17 protein-coding genes are annotated in these 18,809 nt (G+C 60.7%); 8 read left to right on the forward strand and 9 right to left on the reverse strand.

Going from position 1 to position 18,809, the window contains the following annotated elements; translation table 11 throughout:
* Positions 1-18: 18 nt before the first annotated feature.
* On the reverse strand, positions 19-1,515 hold the full coding sequence (locus ABRP84_RS05070; protein ID WP_349852912.1) for a DUF1846 domain-containing protein: 1,497 nt from the start codon (positions 1,513-1,515) through the stop codon (positions 19-21).
* A gap of 118 nt (positions 1,516-1,633) precedes the next feature.
* On the opposite strand from ABRP84_RS05070, the gene ABRP84_RS05075 reads away from it, so the two are divergent.
* Together ABRP84_RS05075 and ABRP84_RS05080 are read left to right on the forward strand one after the other, a co-directional pair.
* Positions 1,634-2,449, forward strand: coding sequence for an Fpg/Nei family DNA glycosylase (locus tag ABRP84_RS05075; protein ID WP_349852913.1), 816 nt, complete (start codon positions 1,634-1,636; stop codon positions 2,447-2,449).
* 17 nt (positions 2,450-2,466) lie between these two features.
* Positions 2,467-4,059: a bifunctional ADP-dependent NAD(P)H-hydrate dehydratase/NAD(P)H-hydrate epimerase gene (locus tag ABRP84_RS05080; protein ID WP_349852914.1), complete on the forward strand. Its 1,593-nt coding sequence runs from the start codon at positions 2,467-2,469 to the stop codon at positions 4,057-4,059.
* Here the strand turns inward: ABRP84_RS05080 and ABRP84_RS05085 are convergent.
* Positions 4,046-4,681 (reverse strand): ABC transporter ATP-binding protein, encoded by a 636-nt coding sequence (locus tag ABRP84_RS05085; protein ID WP_349852915.1) that lies wholly within the window; start codon positions 4,679-4,681, stop codon positions 4,046-4,048. The two genes, ABRP84_RS05080 and ABRP84_RS05085, sit on opposite strands and share 14 nt — an antisense overlap.
* Before the next feature lies 1 nt (position 4,682).
* On the reverse strand, positions 4,683-5,666 hold the full coding sequence (locus tag ABRP84_RS05090; RefSeq protein ID WP_349837881.1) for an ABC transporter permease: 984 nt from the start codon (positions 5,664-5,666) through the stop codon (positions 4,683-4,685).
* A gap of 153 nt (positions 5,667-5,819) precedes the next feature.
* Between ABRP84_RS05090 and ABRP84_RS05095 the strand changes: the two genes are divergently transcribed.
* From ABRP84_RS05095 to ABRP84_RS05110, 4 genes are read left to right on the forward strand one after another with little or no spacing between them, the layout of a single operon-like run.
* A complete protein-coding gene (locus ABRP84_RS05095; RefSeq protein WP_349852916.1) occupies positions 5,820-6,917 on the forward strand; it encodes a sensor histidine kinase in 1,098 nt (365 codons plus the stop codon).
* Positions 6,910-7,527: a response regulator gene (locus tag ABRP84_RS05100; protein WP_349852917.1), complete on the forward strand. Its 618-nt coding sequence runs from the start codon at positions 6,910-6,912 to the stop codon at positions 7,525-7,527. Before ABRP84_RS05095 ends, ABRP84_RS05100 begins: the two co-directional genes overlap by 8 nt.
* Complete coding sequence (locus ABRP84_RS05105; RefSeq protein ID WP_349852918.1) at positions 7,527-8,510, forward strand: NAD(P)-binding domain-containing protein; 984 nt, start codon at positions 7,527-7,529, stop codon at positions 8,508-8,510. Before ABRP84_RS05100 ends, ABRP84_RS05105 begins: the two co-directional genes overlap by 1 nt.
* Before the next feature lie 35 nt (positions 8,511-8,545).
* Positions 8,546-9,520, forward strand: a complete 975-nt coding sequence (locus tag ABRP84_RS05110; RefSeq protein ID WP_349852919.1) for an MDR family oxidoreductase — start codon at positions 8,546-8,548, stop codon at positions 9,518-9,520.
* Positions 9,521-9,609: 89 nt separating this feature from the next.
* Here the strand turns inward: ABRP84_RS05110 and ABRP84_RS05115 are convergent, their stop codons facing one another.
* Positions 9,610-10,089, reverse strand: a complete 480-nt coding sequence (locus ABRP84_RS05115; protein WP_349852920.1) for a MarR family winged helix-turn-helix transcriptional regulator — start codon at positions 10,087-10,089, stop codon at positions 9,610-9,612.
* A 276-nt stretch (positions 10,090-10,365) separates the two neighbouring features.
* Between ABRP84_RS05115 and ABRP84_RS05120 the strand changes: the two genes are divergently transcribed.
* Positions 10,366-11,004, forward strand: a complete 639-nt coding sequence (locus ABRP84_RS05120) for a hypothetical protein (RefSeq protein WP_349852921.1) — start codon at positions 10,366-10,368, stop codon at positions 11,002-11,004.
* A gap of 28 nt (positions 11,005-11,032) precedes the next feature.
* Here ABRP84_RS05120 and ABRP84_RS05125 read toward each other — a convergent pair whose 3' ends face one another.
* From ABRP84_RS05125 to leuS, 5 genes are all read right to left on the reverse strand, one after another.
* The gene (locus ABRP84_RS05125) at positions 11,033-11,599 is read right to left on the reverse strand and encodes an NADPH-dependent FMN reductase (protein WP_349852922.1); all 567 of its coding nucleotides are present in this window, start codon (positions 11,597-11,599) and stop codon (positions 11,033-11,035) included.
* A 34-nt stretch (positions 11,600-11,633) separates the two neighbouring features.
* On the reverse strand, positions 11,634-12,647 hold the full coding sequence (nrdF, locus tag ABRP84_RS05130; protein WP_349837875.1) for a class 1b ribonucleoside-diphosphate reductase subunit beta: 1,014 nt from the start codon (positions 12,645-12,647) through the stop codon (positions 11,634-11,636).
* Between the two features lie 39 nt (positions 12,648-12,686).
* Positions 12,687-13,160, reverse strand: coding sequence for a class Ib ribonucleoside-diphosphate reductase assembly flavoprotein NrdI (gene nrdI, locus ABRP84_RS05135; RefSeq protein ID WP_349852923.1), 474 nt, complete (start codon positions 13,158-13,160; stop codon positions 12,687-12,689).
* 135 nt (positions 13,161-13,295) lie between these two features.
* Positions 13,296-14,030 carry a metal-dependent transcriptional regulator gene (locus ABRP84_RS05140; RefSeq protein ID WP_349852924.1) on the reverse strand — a complete coding sequence of 245 codons (735 nt, stop codon included), beginning with the start codon at positions 14,028-14,030 and terminating at the stop codon, positions 13,296-13,298.
* A 3-nt stretch (positions 14,031-14,033) separates the two neighbouring features.
* Positions 14,034-16,880 carry a leucine--tRNA ligase gene (leuS, locus tag ABRP84_RS05145; RefSeq protein ID WP_349852925.1) on the reverse strand — a complete coding sequence of 949 codons (2,847 nt, stop codon included), beginning with the start codon at positions 16,878-16,880 and terminating at the stop codon, positions 14,034-14,036.
* 297 nt (positions 16,881-17,177) lie between these two features.
* Here leuS and ABRP84_RS05150 point away from each other — a divergent pair, with 297 nt between their 5' ends.
* On the forward strand, positions 17,178-18,731 hold the full coding sequence (locus ABRP84_RS05150) for an alkaline phosphatase (RefSeq protein ID WP_349852926.1): 1,554 nt from the start codon (positions 17,178-17,180) through the stop codon (positions 18,729-18,731).
* Positions 18,732-18,809: the final 78 nt, after the last annotated feature.

Raw genomic sequence — 18,809 nt, forward strand, 5'->3', positions numbered from 1 at the left:
GGCAAGATCCCCAATTCCTTAGCGCTTTTGGTAGAGCGCCTTCTTGCGGGCGAAGACCGGATCCGAGGTCACGAGCACGCCGAGGTTACGGAAGATTCCCTCATCCACCGAGCCCAGGATGGTGGTGGTGTGGACGTCGCAGCCGGCGAGTTCCTTGATCTGTTCCAGCGCCTTGCGGGCATCCTCGTCCTTCGCGGCGGATACGGATAGCGCGATGAGCACCTCATCGGTGTGCAGGCGGGGGTTGGAAGAGCCCAGGTGCTTCGTCTTCAGCGTTTGGATTGGCTCTATCGATTCCGGCGAAAGCAGGTGGGTATCGTCATCGATGCCGGCCAAGTACTTAAGGGCATTGAGCAGCATCGCCGCGGAGCAGCCCAGCAGCGGCGAGGTGCGGCCGGTGATGATGGTGCCATCGTGAAGCTGCATCGCGGAGGCGGGTCCATCGGTTTCCTCCGCGCGCTTGCGGGCCGGGCCCACCACCGGGCGGTCATCGACCTTGATGCCTGCCTTCGCCATGACGACGACGGCGCGCTCAGACTGCTCATCGCCCAGCCCGGCGCGGGCTTCTTCTACCTTGGCCTTGAAGTAGCGGCGGATGATTTCTTGTTGGGCGGCGGCGCGGCAGACCGCATCATCGGTAATGCAGTAGCCGGCCATATTCACGCCCATGTCCGTGGGCGATTCGTACGGCGTGGTGCCGGTGAGCTTTTCCAGCAGGGTCCGCAGCAGCGGGAAGGCTTCGACGTCGCGGTTGTAGTTGACCGTGGATTCGCCGTGGGCGCTCAAGTGGAAGTGGTCAATAATATTGGAATCATTGAGATCCACCGTGGCTGCCTCATAAGCCAGGTTAACCGGGTGCTCGAGGGGCAGGTTCCAGATGGGGAAGGTCTCAAACTTGGCGTAACCAGCGTTATTGCCGCGCTGGTGCTCGTGGTAGACCTGCGATAGTGCGGTGGCGAGCTTGCCGGAACCAGGGCCGGGGGCGGTGACGACGACCAAGTCCCGGGAGGTTTCCGCGAACTCGTTCTTGCCAAGGCCATCCTCAGAGACAATGAGGTCCGTATTCGTGGGATAACCAGGGATAACGCGGTGGCGGGCAACCTTGAGGCCGAGGCGCTCGAGCTTTTCGATGAAAGCTTCTGCCTGCGTATTTCCGTCTTCGACCTGGGTCATGACGATGTTTTCAACCAAGAAGCCGCGGCTGCGGAATACGTCCACCAAGCGCAGGAGGTCATCTTCATACAGGATGTCTAAATCGGCGCGTACCTTGTGGCGAGCAATGTCTTTGGCGTTGATGCACGGGAGTATTTCGATTTCCTCTTTGATGCGCTCCAGCATGGCGATCTTGTTATCCGGAGTAAAGCCCGGCAGCACGCGGGAGGCGTGCATATCATCGAAAAGCTTGCCGCCCATTTCCAGATAGAGCTTTCCGCCGATTTCTTCGCGGCGGGCCTGGATGTGCTTTGACTGCAGCTCTATGTATTTTTCTCGGTCAAAACCGATTCTATGCGTCATGATTTATCGACCCTTCAATAGAAATAAAATCAATCCGCGCTTCGAGTTTACTCTTTTTCATTCCCCGGCGCCACGCACCCTAGTTGGGGGCGACCAACGATTTCACTACACTGAAGCTATGCCTGAAGGTCACGTGATCCACCGCCTAGCCCTCACACTCAACGCTGACTATCGCGGGATGCCGCTCAGCGTGACCAGCCCGCAAGGCCGGTTTGCCACCGAGGCGGCCATCCTGGACGGTACAGAAATCGACCACGCAGAGGCCTTTGGCAAGCACCTCTTCGTGCACTTCACCGCCGCCAACCCAGCGCATATCCTCTATATTCACCTGGGGCTCATCGGCAAGTTCAGCTTCGAACCCCGCGAGGACACCCGCGGGCAGATCCGCATACGCATAGACAATGGGGTGCAGGCCGCGCAGCTGCGCGGGCCCCAATTTTGCCTGCTGCTCACGGAGGAGGACTACCAGGCCCGGCTGACCAAGGTGGGCCAGGATCCGCTCCGCGCCGATGCCGATCCTGAAGCCCTGTGGGCCAAGGTGCACAAATCCCGCCGCAGCATAGGTTCCCTCATGATGGACCAGCACCTGTATGCCGGGGTAGGCAATATCTACCGCGCGGAGGCCCTCTTTCGCGCCGACCTCTCCCCCTTTACCCCTGGCAAGGATGTTTCCCGTGAAACATTCTTCGCCATCTGGAAAGACCTGGTAGAGCTCATGAACTACGGCGTGGAGCACGGCCGCATCGATACCGTGCGCGCCGAGCACTCACCCGAGGCCATGGATCGTGAGCCGCGCAAGGATGATCACGGCGGCGAAGTCTACGTCTACCGGCGCGCGGGCCTGCCCTGCTATGTCTGCGGCACGCCGATTGCGGAACAAGTAATGGAGGGCCGAAACCTCTTCTGGTGCCCTACCTGCCAATCCGCTGCTTAAGGCCTATAGTGGCGGGCATGCGACCTGCCTATAGTGTATCCGCCGTTCGTTCCGCCGAATCCGCGCTCCTCGCGCAGCAGAGCCACGATGATGAACTCATGCGCCTGGCCGCTAGGGGCGTTGCCGCCACGGCGAAATCCATGCTGACGACCCCTGCGCCTCGCCGCATCACCATCCTCGCCGGACCTGGCGGCAATGGTGGCGATGGCCTTTATGCAGGCGCTTTCCTCGCCGAGGAGGGCTATGGCGTCGATGTGATCCTCGTCGCCGATACTGCGCACGACCCAGCGCTGCAGGCCTTTACCGCCGCCGGCGGGACCATTACGGAGCAACCGCGCGCGGAGGCTACCGGCCTACTCATTGATGCCGTCGCTGGCCTCAACTCCACCCGCGGGCTTAGCGGTGCGGGCCTTGCCGCGTATCGCACGGCCAAGCAGCAGGATATCCCGGTGCTTTCGGTGGATATCCCCTCTGGCCTCAACGCCGATACGGGCGTGGCCGCGGACAATGCCGTCGAGGCCACGATTACCGTGAGCTTTGGCTGGGCGCGCGCCGGCCATATCTTCGCCCCGGAATGCGGCACGGCGGTGCTCTGCGATCTGCAGCTGCCCAACGCGCCGCGCTCCTTTGCGGAGGAGCTAACGGCCACGGCTGAGCCTGCGGGATACATTGCCAACGAGCCCACCATCGATCTCCCCTTCCAATGGCCCGGGGAGCCCGTGCTTGCCGATGCCCACCTCGGCCACGTCACCGCCCCCAAGCCCGTGGGATGCACGGGGCCCATCGTGGACCCCACTCCCCAGGCTTCGAGCACGAAATACACCGGCGGGGTTACCGCCATTTGCGCTGGCAGCAGCGCCTATCCCGGCGCGGGCATCCTAGCGGCTACCGGCGCGGTGCGCGCCACGCCGTCCATGGTGCGGGTGATAGATAATGATGCCGTGGTCCCCCACCTGCCCGAGGTGGTTCCCCACCCGAGCGCCGAGGATAAGGTGCATGCCCAGACGTGGGTGATAGGCCCTGGCCGTGGCACCGATGAAGCAGCGGCCCGTGAGCTCCGCGTCGTCTTAGATCGGGAGCTGCCTACCATCCTGGATGCCGATGCCCTGACGCTGCTCGCCCAGAGCGCTGAGCTGCGCGATCGCGTCCGTTCCCACCCGCGGGTCATTCTTACCCCGCACGCCGGCGAGTTCCGACGCCTCTACGAGGCCACCCTTAACCGCGATCTCGATCTCAGCGAGGGTGTGGGGCCGCGCCAGCGCGAGCTGGCCGAGGACTTGGACTGTTTTATCCTGCACAAGGGCCGAATCACCACGGTAACCGCGCCCGGCCAGGCCATCTATGGGATGAATGCCGGCCACTCTTATGCGGCCACCGCCGGCTCCGGCGACGTTTTATCCGGCATTCTCGGCGCCACCATCGCGCAGGTAGAGCACGAAAAGGCCGATGCGGAGTACATCATTATGGAGATCCTCCACGCCGCCGCCCTACACCAGCACGCGGCCTCCATCGCGGCGCATACCCCCGATGGTTTCGGCATTTGTTCCGCTTCCCAGATCGCTGCGGCGATGCCGCAATCCATCGCGCGCTTGCTCGTTATGCATCGTTAACGTCCTGCTTGCTCACGCGGCCGTCTTTGACCTCGACCACGTGGTCGGCGTAGGTGAGCAGGGAGCGATCGTGCGTCACGAGCACTGTGGCGGTGCGCATCTCCTGGGTAATATCGCGCAGCAGGCGGATGATTTCCTGGGAAAGGTGGGAGTCGAGGGCGGAGGTGGGTTCATCGGCAAGCAGTAGATTCGGCTCATCCATCAAGGCGCGCGCGATATTGACGCGCTGGGCCTGGCCGCCGGAAAGCTGGCCGATGCGGCGATTGCCCATTCCCTTAAGGCCGACGAATTCTAGCAGCTCATCGGCGCGATCCTTGCGCAGCTTGCGCCCGGCCATGTGGTCCATGATGAGCAGCTGATCGCGCACCTTGAGCGAGGACAACAGGTTGGACTGCTGGAAGATGATGGAGTTCGTGCCGTTGACCTCGACGGTGCCGGAGTCCGGAGTGATGAGCCCGGCGCCGACGGAGAGCAGCGTGGACTTACCGGAACCGGACTCGCCCACGATCGCGGTGAGGGTATCGGAGTCGGCGCTAAAGGTGGCATTATCAAGCGCGGTGGTCGTCGTCGTGCCGTCCTGGAAGGTGACGGTGGCGTTGCGAATATCAAGGATGGTGGACATTTTAGGCATTTCCTCCCAATGCATCGAGGGGGTTGGCTTTGGCTACGCGGCGGGTGGAAACCAGGGCACCGGCCATGCCCAAGATCCAGATGCCGACCGCGGGAACGATGATGGTGCGCACGGATACGTCGAAGGGGACGGTGCCGGAGGCCAGCAGGCCGAGCAGCCAGCCGACGAACGCGCCGAGGATGGTGCCGGCCGCCAAAATCAGCGCGGCTTGGGCCAGGGCGTCGCGCAGCAGATAGCGCACCGAGGCGCCCAGGGCGCGCAGGATGGAGAGATCACGGGTGCGCTGCAGGGTCCACACCGTCAGGAAGGCCACGGTGACCAGGGCGGAGATGCCATAGAGGAAGCCCTGCATAGTCAGCAGCGAACCGCGCTCGGACTGATAAGCGGGCAGGCCGGAGAAGGAATCAGACATCTCGACCGAGCCGGGGACCTCTTCGGAGTGCAGGGCAACCGTGCCGACCACACCGTCTGGTGCGTGGCTCACCTTCTGCCAAGTCTGGGTAGATACCCATACCACCGGCGAGTGGGAAAACTGCGTTTCGGCAACGGTGCCCTCTACGGAAAGGTCTACCCCACCGATATTCACGGTGTCGGAGGCATCAATCGTGTCAGACAGGACGGCGCCATCTTTGGAGATGGTGGCGTTGGAATTAGGGATGGTCGTACCGGCCGGCAAGCCCATCACGCCTACCGCGCCCTCGCCCTCCAATTTAGTTTGCGCGGTGCCCAAGGCAATCGCATCGCCGGAAAGATCCTTCTCATGGATCTCGGACTCGTTATACGCGGGCTCTTCGGTAGAAAAGCTGACATAGGGGTGATCCTGCGCCACGGCCTCAAGCGCCGAGGTATTTTGTTTGGACAGGCCCTCCGTCAGGCCGGAGAGCATAACCAAAAGCAGGGTGATAAGCGCCACGGTGCCGCCGATGAGCCCGAAGCGGCCGCGCGCTGCGGTGATTTCACGAATAGCTAAGAACATACTTCTATAGTCCCTTTGCGCAGGTCAGAAGTAATCGGCGGCCTAGTTGAACCTCCAGTCAACCAACTGGTTGATCCCTCATCCACCCTCCGGCAGATACTGTAGGAAATTGTGTTTTCCGGACAGAAATTATGGCTCTGGGGCTTATACGCCATGTTCGCGTTCCTGCTGCTTTTCGGCGTGGCCCGCGCCTATATCGATGACCGCTTGGACGCCCGCGCCATCCTTTTGGCCATCGCCCTAGCCGCGGTGTACGCGGCCGCGCGCTGGCTTCCCACCTGGCTCTGGCTCACCGGGCTGTGCCTGCTCTGGTTGGGGCTGATGGTCCACGCGCAAGATTTCATGTGGCTCGAGTTCCCGCTCATCTTCGTCTTCCTGCGCGCCTTGCCCAAGTGGCCCGGGCTTATCTCCATCACGGTGCTGTGGGCGGCGGCCGCCTTCATTCCCGCGTGGCTGCATCCGGATGGCTGGTCCATCGCCGCGGCCATCGGGCCGCTTATCGGCACGACCTTTGCCGCGGGCGTGTTTTATATCCAGCGCCGGTTGCAGGCGGAGGCGGCGCACCACAGGGACATCGCCAAGCAGCTGCAAGAAACCCAGGCCGAGCTGGCCGCCAGCGAGCACCAGGCCGGGCGCTTGGAAGAGCGCGAGCGCCTGTCCCGGGATATCCATGACACCGTGGCCCAAGGGTTGAGCTCCATCCTGCTGCTTTCGCGCGCCGCCCGGAATACCGATGACCTAGAGACCAAGAACGAGCAGCTCGCCGTCATCGAGGACACCGCAGGCGAGAACCTGGCCGAGGCGCGCCGCTTCGTGCGCGAGCTCGCCGGGCCCGATGAGCGCCTGGAGACCCAGCTGGATTCCATCCTGTCCCAGATGCGCCGGCGCACGGAGGCCCTTGGTGAGGACACCACCTTCGACCTCGTCGTTTCCGGCACCGGGAGCGTGCCCGGCAATGTCAAGCAGGTGGTCGTGCGCGCCGCGCAGGAGGGCCTTAATAACGTGATCAAGCACGCGCATGCCTCCCGTGCGGTGGTCACCCTGGGCCTTTTTGAGGATGCAGTCACCCTGGACGTCGTGGATAATGGACACGGTGTAGTTGAGCCCCCGCGCCACGGCGGCGATAGCGGCTTTGGCTTGCAAGGATTGTCCCAGCGCGTGGAGAGCGTCGGTGGCTCCCTGAGCCTCGAATCCGGCGACGGCACCGCCCTTGCCATTAGAATCCCCCTCAAGGAGCAGCCCCATGGTTAACGTCATGCTTATCGATGACCACCCCGTCGTCCGCGCCGGGCTGCGCGCGATTCTTAATACCTTTGCCGATGTCCGCGTGGTCATGGAAGGCGATAACGGCGCGGACGTGGACAAGCTCTTTGCCGATGACGCCCCCGAGGTCGACGTCGTGGTCTGCGATATCCAGATGCCGGGCGTCGATGGCATCACCGCCACCAAGAAGCTGGCCGAGGCCGGCGGCCCACCCGTGCTCATCCTCACCACCTACGACACCCAAGCCGATATCCTGGCCGCGGTCGAGGCCGGCGCGATGGGCTACCTTCTCAAGGATTCGCCCGAGGATGAGTTGCACGAAGCGGTGCTTAATACCGCCGCGCGCCGGCGCACCCTCGCCCCAGAGGTGGTCAACCTCTTGGCCCAGCGCGTGGGCCAACCGGAGCAGTCCCTCTCCACCCGCGAGCTGGAAATCCTCCGCGCCCTTGCGACCGGCTCCTCCAATAAAGAGCTGGCCAATCAGCTCTTTATCTCTGAGGCCACGGTGAAGACGCACCTCATTCACATCTATCAGAAGCTGGGCGTGGACACCCGCACGGCCGCGGTGACCGTAGCCCGCGAAAGAAAGCTCATTTAATGCTCGATTGCATCGTTATCGGCGGCGGGCAAGCCGGCCTGGCCACCAGCTATTACCTGCGCAAGAGGGGACTCGACTTCCAGATCCTTGATGCCGAGCCCTCCCCTGGCGCGGCCTGGCGCCACGCGTGGCCGTCGCTCACGCTCTTTAGCAATAGCGCGTCTTCCAACTTGCCCGGCTTGCCGATGCCCCACCACGACGGATTTCCGCCCGCCAGCCACGTCATCGATTACTTCACCCGCTACGAGCAGCGCTATGACCTGCCCGTACGCCGGCCGGTGCGGGTCCAGGAGGTCACCCACGACGGCGAGCGCTTTCATGTCACCACCGGTGACGAGCGCCTCACCGCGCGCACCGTGGTGGCGGCTACCGGCACGTGGTCCTCGCCGTTTATCCCCTATTACCCCGGTTCCTTTGCCGGGCGGCAATGGCACTCGGCGGTCTACCCTGGGCCCGATCCCTTCCGTGGCGAGTCCGTCGCCGTTGTTGGGGCGGGCAATTCCGGGGCCCAGATTGCCGCAGAGCTCGTGCTCTCTGGCGTAGATACCACCTGGTTTACGGCGAAGACGCCGCGGTGGATGCCCGATGACGTTGACGGCCGCGTGCTTTTCCAGCGCAACCGCGCCCGCCTTAATGCCATGATGCGCGGTGAGCCCGATCCCGGCGCGGATACCAACTTGGGCGATATCGTCGTCGTTCCTCCCGTCAAGCGCGCCCGGGATGAGGGACTGCTTAAGTCCTCCCCCATGTTCTCCAGCCTCGATGAGGTGAAGGCAGATCACCTCATCTGGTGCACCGGGTTCCGCCCGGCGCTGGGGCCTTTCCGCACGCTTCTCGATGGCCGCACCCCCACCGTCGAGGGCCTCTTCCTCGTCGGCTACGGAACGTGGACGGGCCCCGGTTCCGCAACGATTACCGGGGTGAGCCCTTTTGCCAAGCAGACCGCTGCGGAGATCGCCAAGCTCTGCTCCCCCGCTCGTTAGCCGCCCAAAAATGCTTGCATCACAATTCACGTACCATGGTGAGCATGAGCACGCTACTTGTTACCCGTAACGAAGACAAATCTGTCACTACCTCCTTTGAGGATGGAGAATTCCTCGGCGAGGGCGACCTGACCGTTGACGTCTCTTATTCCTCGCTGAACTACAAGGACGCGATGGCGATCACCGGTGATCCCGGCGTCGTCCGCACCAACCCACTGGTGCCCGGCATTGATGTGGTCGGCACCGTATCCGATTCCAATGTGCAGCGCCTGCCGGTGGGTACCCTCGTTGCCTCCTTTGGCGACGGCCTTGGCGAATTCCGCCACGGCGGCTACACCCCGAAGCAGCGCGTCAATTCCCGCGCCACCGTTGCCCTACCTGCAGATTTCACCGCGGAGCAGGCAGCTGCCGTCGGTACCGCCGGCTACACCGCGGCGCTGTGTGTTAACTCGCTGCGCGGGCTTCCCGAGGGCCCCGTTCTCGTCACCGGTGCCACCGGCGGCGTCGGCTCCATTGCCGTCAACCTTCTGCGCAATGCTGGCTACGAGGTCCACGCCATGACCGGCCGCCCCGAAGATTACGCCAACTACCTCTACGAGCTCGGCGCACATGAGATCATTGACCGCGCCGAATTCACCGAGCCGGGCAAGCCCCTACAAAAGGCCATCTACGCTGGCGCCGTGGACACCTCCGGCTCCCAGGAACTAGCCAATGTCTTGGCCCGTACCAAGTGGGGCGGCACCGTTGCCGCCACCGGTATGGCCAGCGGCCCCGACCTGCCCGCCACCGTCATGCCCTTCATCCTGCGCAACGTGCACTTGGCCGGCGTGAACTCCGTCGATGCCCCGCTGCACTACCGCCAGAATGCTTGGCAGCTCCTCGCCCGCACCCTGGACCTGTCCATCCTGGAGTCCTTGACCAATACCCTTCCCCTGGAAGATGCGGTAAAGGAAGCGCAATCGCTCATCAACGGCAACCACCACGGCCGCACGGTGCTGAAGATTTCCTAAGGCCTTCGTCCTTTAGGGCCTACAACTAGGCAGGCACCCCGTCACTCCTGGCGGGGTGCCTTTCCTGTGCCGTCTGGCCTACTTGAATTCTAGGTTTCGCCCGCCAAGTGCCGCGTTATCTTCCTCGAGATGGCTCCCAGCTGCCGCAGCTCCTCTTCGGTCAGGACGGAGACCACCTTGTCGTCCACCTTCGCGGTATGGCTCTCCAGTGCTGTGGCGAATGCTTCCTCGCCGACTTTCGTCACTATGACGTCAATAGCGCGGGGTCCTAACTCCTCCGCGTGCCGCCTCGTCACCAACTCGCGCCCCTCCATCCGGACCAGTTGTCGGTGCAGGCGCGATTTCTCCCACCCAAGTTCCGCGGCCAACTCATGCGGCCGGGTGCTCTGCCCACGGCGGCGCTGCAGGACGGCCAGCACCGCATAGTCGGCCTCACTTACATTCGCGGCTACCTGCAACTCGTGAGTTAACTCCTTGTGCAGCGCCCGCTGCATCGCTACGAAGTCCGCCCACGCTGCACTTTCTTCTGGGCGCACAGTATCTCCCTTAAGCTTTGACTTAAATAGCATTATATACTGCGCAGTTGATTACTCAACTGTGGATTAATGAACGGGGTTGATCCATCAACCCCTACCGTTTTTAGATGTACTGGATCAGGTTTACCAATAATCCATGTAGACTATACTTTTGCTAAGTTAATCGCATATACTTCGCTTTTCATAAGCTATTTATGGGTTCAATAGTGTGCTGGATATTATCCATTATTAGGTATTGCGAATTACCCAGCGGCGTTTTTCGGTCGCCTGCAACTCCGGTCAGGCAGCCGGCTGTCTATGATGGCGGACATGGATGAACTTTTTGGCACCTGCGGATTCGATTTCCAGGACACCGAGGAACTCATCGCGGAACTACCCGCAAAGCGGACCTTGTGGGATGCACCTGCTTTTGATCAAGTGATCTACTACGCGGATCCCTCCGGCATCGCCGTCACGGCGATGGAGTACGAGGGAGAGTGGACCATTTTGCCGTCGTTCCGGGGTGGAGAAGACGCGGAGGCAACGCTATATCGCGCCATGCCTTTTATTGGCATCTTAGAAATGGAAGATCTCCGATGGGCGGTGCTTAGCGATGCCCCCTTCACGCTTCCCACCGGAAACCCCGTGGGCGGCGAAAAACTGCGCGGCCGAGTGCGGCCCGCAGTCGTTGCGCTGGACTATGAATTAACGGAACCGGCGGAGTTTTCGCTGCGATCCCCAGCCACGGAACGGTTTTATCAAAACTACAAGCCCAGCCTTCTCAATCCGCAGGTCGAGGTAGCGGGCACCGTGAACAATGTCGAGAAAAAGACCAATGAGTTTGGGGGAGGGGAGTTCTGGGTATGCGAAATCGACGGGCTCCCGCTCATCGTTGATGCCCCAATTGAAGCAGGCCAGGGAATCCGGGTGCACGGCATAGCGCTCTGCGCGACGGAATACTGGGATTAACCGCCTCGCTGCTAGGAAGAGGTAGCTCCTAGTGTTGCGGAGCTGCAGGTACCAGCGCTAAAAGACGCTCGAGGTAGTCCCGCACGAAATCAATCGTGCTGGTTGGCTCGATCTTTCCATCCTCGCCGATGAGCTGGGGAGAATTGCCCAAGAATACCTCGGGCTGACCGGGCATCGGCATATCGAAGTAGGACAGGGCTAGGCGCACATTCTTGTGGGAAGAATAACCACCCATGCGGCCAACGGAGTGGCTGATGATGCCAGCTGGCTTATTTTTCCAGGCGACATCGGAATTGGGCTTGGACCCAATATCGATGGCATTTTTTAAACACGCCGGGATGGTCCGGTTATTCTCGCTGGTCACGAACAAAATGGCATCCGCTTCCTTAATTGCTTTACGGAAATCGGTGTACTCTTCCGGCGTGGGTTTATCCTCCACGCCAGGATCGTCGTAGTCGAAATCATAAAGCGGGAGTGTGCGCAGGTCATAGCGCTGGCACTCTACGTGCTCAGGGACCAGTTCCATGGCATGGTTGGCGATCTTCTTCGCGATGCTTTCCCGCCGTAGGCTGCCGACGAGTACAAGAAGTTTCATGATGTGTGTCCTTTCGTGTGGAGACTTGTTGGTTTTAGAAATCCCAGTCGGCATCGGAGGTCTCTACGGCTTTGCCGATGATATAAGAGGAGCCCGACCCCGAAAAGAAGTCGTGGTTTTCATCCGATCCTGGCGTGAGTGCCGCAAGGATCTTCGGGTTGACCTGGCATTCCTCGTACGGGAAGAGGTTGGGATAGCCCAGATTCATCAGGGCTTTATTGGCGTTATAACGCACGAACGTAGCAACATCATCCATAAGCCCGTATGGTTCATAGAGCTCGCCGGAATAGCGCATCTCCAGGCCATAGAGCTTGCGCACCAGGTCAAAGGTAAATTCCCGCATTTCTTCGCGGCGAGCTTCCGTGGCGTGGTCTAGTCCTCGCTGGAACTTGTATCCGGAGTAGTAGCCGTGGACTGCCTTATCCCGCAGGATGAGCCTGATCATGTCAGCGGTATTGGTCAGCTTCCCGTGCACGCTAAAGTGCAGTGGAAGATAGAAGCCCGCGTACAGCAGCAACGAGGATAAGAGGGTAGAGGCAACCTTGCGCTTTAGTGGGTCGTCGCCGTAGTAATGCACCATCACACTGGTAGCGCGCTGCTGCAATACTGGGTTATCCACGGCCCACGCATAGGATTTTTCGATCTCTTCGGTGCTGGCCAGGGTGGAAAAGATGGACGAATAGCTCCGCGCGTGCACCGCCTGCATGAAGGCGATATTGGTATAAACGGCCTCCTCATGTTCCGTCCGAGCATCTTGAATCTGGCTAATTTCGCCAACGGTAGCCTGCACGGTATCCAGTAGCGTCAACCCGGTAAAGACCCGGATGGTGAGGTCGCGTTCGGCTGGGTCCATGCGCGACCAGTCATTGCGGTCATTGGAAAGCGGGACCTTCTCCGGCAGCCAGAAATTCGAGGTCAGACGGTTCCATACCTCCAAGTCCTTGTCATCCCAGATGCGATTCCAGTTCACTGGGCGCAGCGGCGTGGAGGCATCGTGACGAAAATGCGGCGGGGTTTGGGATCGCTCAATGAGCTCTTGATATTTCATCGGTATTTTCTCTTTTCTTTGTCTTCGCGGCCCTAGCCGTCAGGCAATGGACGCGTGGGCGGTGGGGTAGAGGTGGTGCGCAAAGAAGTCCTGCAACCCTTCCCGTACGCGGGCAACATCGCGGTCGGTGCCGAGCAGCTCAAAGCGGTAGAGCTCAGGCACCCCGCACTTTCGGGCTATCTGTGGCCCGGCGCAGCAATACGCCTCACCAAAATTGGTATTTCCAGAGGTGATGACGCCGCGCAGGAGCGCGCGATTTTCCGGAACGTTGAGGAATTGGCGCACCTGCACCGGAATCGCCGCCTTGATATTGCCGCCACCGTAGGTCGGGACGATGAGCACAAAGGGCTCGGTGACATAGAGCATTCCTTCGCGCTTCGGCCGCAATGGAATCCGCGCCGCTGGAAAGCCCAGCTTGTGGACGAATCGGCGGGTATTTTCACTGACCGAGGAAAAATATACAAGATTAGCGGCGGTCTTAGTACCGCACGCTAGCGTCGAGGCTGTAGTCATCTCGCTCCTTAGTGGCTGCGCCGAGGCGCACTTTCTGCTTCAACTACAGATCTAACGTACTTTTAACTACGTCGCAACTAACCACCATTGACATGCGTAAATACCCCACCTTTCAAAAAGAGAGGGGCAGGAAAGTTACATGCGCACCCACACGGCGCGGGCTGCGTGCGAGCTCAAAGAAAACGCCGCGGAATATTCGTTCTGGGCATTCTCGTTCTGGCTGCCCTCTACGCGCACTGCCATCCCGCCGGAATAAGGTTGGCTATCCCGTACGCTCACGACAGCGCCGATGGTCAGGTTACTCTCGCTAAAAAAGCGCAGCAGATCGGCATCTGCATCACTGATCCGATCGACTACGCCGGCCTCACCGGGCTCTAAATCGCTGAGTTTGCGCAGATCTCCTGGCTCGGACGCGGGGGTCGCGGCGTAGTCTGCGGGGTAGTCACCCGTGGCGCTAGGAATAGGGTCTCCATGCGGATCGCGGCGCGGAAACCCCAGTTCAGCGTCTATGCGCTCCAAAAAGAAGTCAGAGACGCAGTGCTCTAATTGCTCAGCCTCCGCGTGGACCTGGTCCCAGCGGTAATGCAGGGATTCCACCAGGAAGGTCTCGATGAGGCGGTGCCGCCGCACCATGGCAAGGGCAAAGGCACGCCCCTCGGTGCTCAGCCCGATGGCACCATAAGGCGTATGGGTGACGAGGCCCTTTTTCTCTAGCCGCCGCACCGCATCCGACGCGCTGGAGAGCCTAACGCCTATGTGCTGGGCGAGCATCTTCACCGTCACGGGCTCGTCGTGCCATTCGCCCAACTTAAACAGGGCCTTGAGGTAGTCCTGATTGGACGGCGAGAGGCCCGAGACGTCCACGCTCATTGGTTACTTAACCACCAGGTTCACCATCCGGCCGGGAACGTAGATCTTCTTCACCACGTTCTTGCCGGAGGTAAGGTCGGCCACCTTGGCATCGGCAAAAGCAGCCTCGAATACGGCGTCTTGGTCAGCATCGGCCGCGACGTTGATGCGGGACTTAACCTTGCCGTTGATCTGCACTGGCACCTGGATCTCATCATCTACCAGGTATTTCTCCTCAAAGGAGGGGAGTGGCTCGTAGGTGATGGTCTCATCGTGGCCAAAGCGCTGCCACAGTTCCTCTGCAATGTGCGGGGCGATGGGGGAGACCAGCTGGGCAATGGGCTCTACAGCCGCGCGCGGCGCTTCGGTGCGGTAGGTCTTGGTCAGGTAGTTGACGTACTCGATGAGCTTGGCCACGACCGTGTTCAGGCGCAGGTTCTCATAATCATCGCGCACGCCCGCGATGGTGCGGTGCAGCTGCTTCAGATCATCCTGGGTGAGCTCGGCATCGGTAGTTGCCAACTCACCGGTGTCCTCATTGATGGCTAGGCGCCACAAGCGCTGCAGGAAGCGCTGCGAACCGACGACGTCCTTGGTCGCCCACGGGCGGGAGGTATCCAGCGGGCCCATGGACATCTCGTACACGCGCAGGGTATCGGCGCCAAAGTCGCGGCAAATATCGTCCGGGGCCACGGCGTTTTTCAGGGACTTGCCCATCTTGCCGTACTCCTGGTTAACCTCTTCGCCGTTGTAGTAAAACTTGCCGTCCTTTTCCTCTACCTCCGTGGCAGGGACATACACGCCGCGGGAATCGGTATAGGCGTAGGCCTGAATGTAGCCCTGGTTGTACAGGCGGCGATACGGCTCCTGCGAGCTGACAAAGCCCAGGTCAAAGAGCACCTTGTGCCAGAAGCGGGCGTAGAGCAGGTGCAGCACGGCGTGCTCGACGCCGCCGACGTACAGATCCACACCACCCGGATCGTTCTCGCCGTGCTCATCTGGGCGCGGGCCGGTCCAGTAGCGCTCGTTTTCGATATCGCAGAATGCCTCACTATTGCGGGGATCGATATAGCGCAGCTGGTACCAGGAAGAACCCGCCCATTGGGGCATAACGTTGGTATCGCGGTAGTAGGTCTGCGGGCCATCGCCCAAGTCCAGCTCTACCTCTACCCAGTCGCGGACCTTGGCCAGCGGTGGCTGCGGCTCCGAGTCCTTGTCTTCTGGGTCGAAGGAGGCCGGCTTGTAGTCTTCCACCTCGGGCAGCTCAACCGGCAGCATCGACTCTGGCAGCGGATGAGCCATACCGTCCTTGTCGTAAACGATGGGGAAGGGCTCGCCCCAGTAGCGCTGGCGGGCGAAGAGCCAGTCGCGCAGCTTGTACTGAATCTTGCCGCGGCCGGAGCCGTCCTTTTCCAGCCATTCGATGGCCTCGGCGATGGCCTCCGCCTTATTCAGGCCATTGAGGTCCAAGCCCTTATCGTTGGCGGAGTTTACCAACGCGCCGTCCTCGGTCCAGGCTTCTTCCTCGATATTGCCGCCGGAGACGACCTCCGTAATCGGCAGGCCAAAGGCTTGGGCAAACTCATAGTCACGCGTATCGTGCGCGGGAACGGCCATGATGGCGCCGGTACCGTAACCGGTCAGTACGTAGTCCGCGATGAAGATCGGGATGCGCTTGCCGGAGACCGGGTTGGTGGCATAGGTGCCCAGGAATACGCCGGTCTTTTCCTTGTTTTCCTGGCGCTCCAGGTCCGACTTCGCTGCGATATCCGCGCGGTAGGACTCGACAGCTTCCTTCGGGTCATCGTTGCCGTAGGTCCAGCGCTCATCCACGTCATCGTCGTAAGGAATGGGGGACAAGAGGGCATCGACAAGCTCATGTTCCGGTGCCAAGACCACGTATTCCGCGCCAAAGAGCGTATCTGGGCGCGTGGTAAACACGTCGATGCCGTAGCCTTCCGCGGGGAAGGTTACCTCCGCACCGCGGGAGCGACCGATCCAGTTGCGCTGCATGGACTTGACCTTCTCCGGCCAATCCAACAGCTCCAGATCATCGAGCAGGCGATCCGAATACGCGGTAATGCGCATCATCCACTGGGACAGGTTCTTGCGGAATACCGGGAAGTTGCCGCGCTCAGACTTGCCCTCCGCGGTGACCTCCTCGTTGGCCAAGACGGTGCCCAAGCCCGGGCACCAGTTCACCGTGGAGTTGGACAGGTAGACCAGGCGGAACTCATCGACGGCCTGGGCCTTCTCCTGCGCGGACAAGTCCTCGTAGTAGCGCCCGTCCTTGGTGGTGCGCTTATTGGCCTCCAATTCCTTGATGAGCTCAGCAATGGGGCGGGCCTTTTGCTGCTCTTCATCGAACCAGGAGTTATAAATCTGCAGGAAGATCCACTGGGTCCACTTAAAGAACTCTGGATCCGTGGATTCCACCGAGCGGCGCGGATCGTGGCCCAAGCCCAGCATTCCCAGCTGGCGGCGCATATTGTCGATATTGGCCATCGTGGTGGTCCGCGGGTGCGTACCGGTCTGGATGGCGTACTGCTCGGCCGGCAAACCGAAGGCATCGTAGCCCATGGTGTGCAGCACGTTCTTGCCCAGCATGCGGTTATAGCGGGCATAAGTATCGGTGGCGATATAACCAAACGGGTGCCCCACGTGCAGGCCCGCACCGGAAGGGTAGGGGAACATGTCCTGCACGTTGAGCTTTTCCTTGGGCAGCTCGCCCGCACCCGTGGCTAGCGAACCGACCGGGTTGGGCGCGTTAAAGGTCTCGTGGTCCTTCCAATACTGCTGCCAAGTCTTTTCGATTTGGTTCGCCAGCTCAGGGGTGTAGCGGTACGACGTGGAATCGCTCGGTTTAATCATAAACACACAGTGTAATAGCCCCAGCCCGGCGCGGGGTAGGCAGAGGTGGGTTTTGCTTCACTAATCCGGCACCGGGCTGGCACTCTGGCGGTGACGAAGGGGGAGTGGGGCAAGGACTAAGGCCCGCCACGAGATGTTCCGGCGGTGTTTAGGAGCTATTAACGCCCAGTTCCTTTCATGGTTAAATCACGCTTTTATCTTCAATTCAAGGCTTTGCACCCAACCATGTTTGGGTCATTTCTCTCTTGCTCGCAAGGCCACCATCTCTTCATCTCTCACTTCCACAAAGGACAATTCATGCGTACCTCTCTCCGCATTGGCACCGCTGCCGTAGCCGCAACCGTGGCTACCGCTGGCGCAATTGCCCCAGCCACCGCCACCGAATCCCAGGGCCCAAAGAACATCATCTACATGATTGGTGATGGCATGGGCTACGGCCACGTGGCATTTAATAACCTCTACGAAACCGGCCAGTCCAAATACCTGGTCGATGGCGCATTTAGCGCCGAAGGCCCAGAAGAACTCGACGGCGCATCCGTGCAGCGCTTCGAGGACTTCAACCGCCTGTCCATGACCACCTACCCCAATGGCTCTTCCTACGACCCACAAAAGGCGTGGGCAACCCACGAGTACGTGGATAAGGGATACACCGATTCCTCTGCCGCCGGCACCGCCATGTCCACCGGTGTGAAGACCGATAACGGCAAGCTTGGCGTTAATGATTACGGCCACGAGCAGGAAAACACCTCCGAGCGCGCCAAGAAGGCCGGAAAGTCCGCCGGCGTGGTCTCCTCCGTGCCGTTTAGCCACGCCACCCCAGCTGCCTGGGCCGCGCACAATATCTCCCGCAATAACTACCAAGAGATTGCGGAGGAGATGTTCAACTCTGACCTCGATGTCATCATGGGCTCCGGCCACCCGTTCTATGACGATGACAACAAGAAGCAAGATGAGGCCAAGTACAAGTACCTGTCTGAAGAGGTCTTCAACAAGCTATCGTCCGGGGAGTCCGACTGGAACTACGCCGAAACCAAGGAGCAATTTGAGGCCTTGGCCCAAGGTGATGTCGCGGCGGGGGAGAAGTACTTCGGCCTGGCGCCTGTGGCCTCTACCTTGCAGCAGGCACGCTCCGGCGAGTCCACAGTGCCTTATGACACTCCGTTCAACGATGTCGTGGATCTTCCCACCATGACCACCGGCGCCCTCAATGCACTGGGCCAAAATGACGAGGGCTTCCACGTCATGATCGAAGGCGGTGCCATCGACTGGAGCGGCCACGGCAACGAATCCGCCCGCGATATCGAAGAGGTACAGGACTTCAATAAGTCCGTCGATGCCGCCATCGACTGGGTAGAAGAAAACTCCTCCTGGGATGAGACCCTGCTAGTCGTTACCGCTGACCACGAAACGGGATACCTCTCCGGTGCCAATGAGCGCTCTGAGGGCAAGTTCAACTCCATGAACGGTGGCGGCAGCAACACCCTGCCCTCTGGCCACCAGTGGTACTCCACGCAGCACACCAACCAGCTCGTCCCATTCTTCTTCAAGGGCGCTGGCTCTAAGGCCCTTCGCGCGAAGGCCACCCACACCGACCCCGTGCGCGGTGACTACATCGATAACACCACCTTGGCCAAGCTCACCCTGAATGAATGGTGGGTCAAGCACGATGACCAGGGCAGCAACGACAACGCCGACGCCGGTGACGGTGACGGCTCCTCCAAGAGCGGGCTCCTCGCCGGTATCGCGGGCGCCGGTATCGCGTCGCTGGCTATCGGGGCCATTGCCTTCTTGGCCCAGCAGCTGGGCATCATCACCATCAACCCGAATGCTTGGCGGAACTTCTTCCACTAATCCAGGCGATTAATCTCGCGCAAAGGCTTTCACTTCCACGGTGGTGAAAGCCTTCTTATTGCCTTCTGCCTGCAGAAT

Source organism: Corynebacterium sp. KPL2861 (assembly GCF_040225475.1).
In the GTDB taxonomy this organism is placed as follows: Bacteria; Actinomycetota; Actinomycetes; order Mycobacteriales; family Mycobacteriaceae; genus Corynebacterium.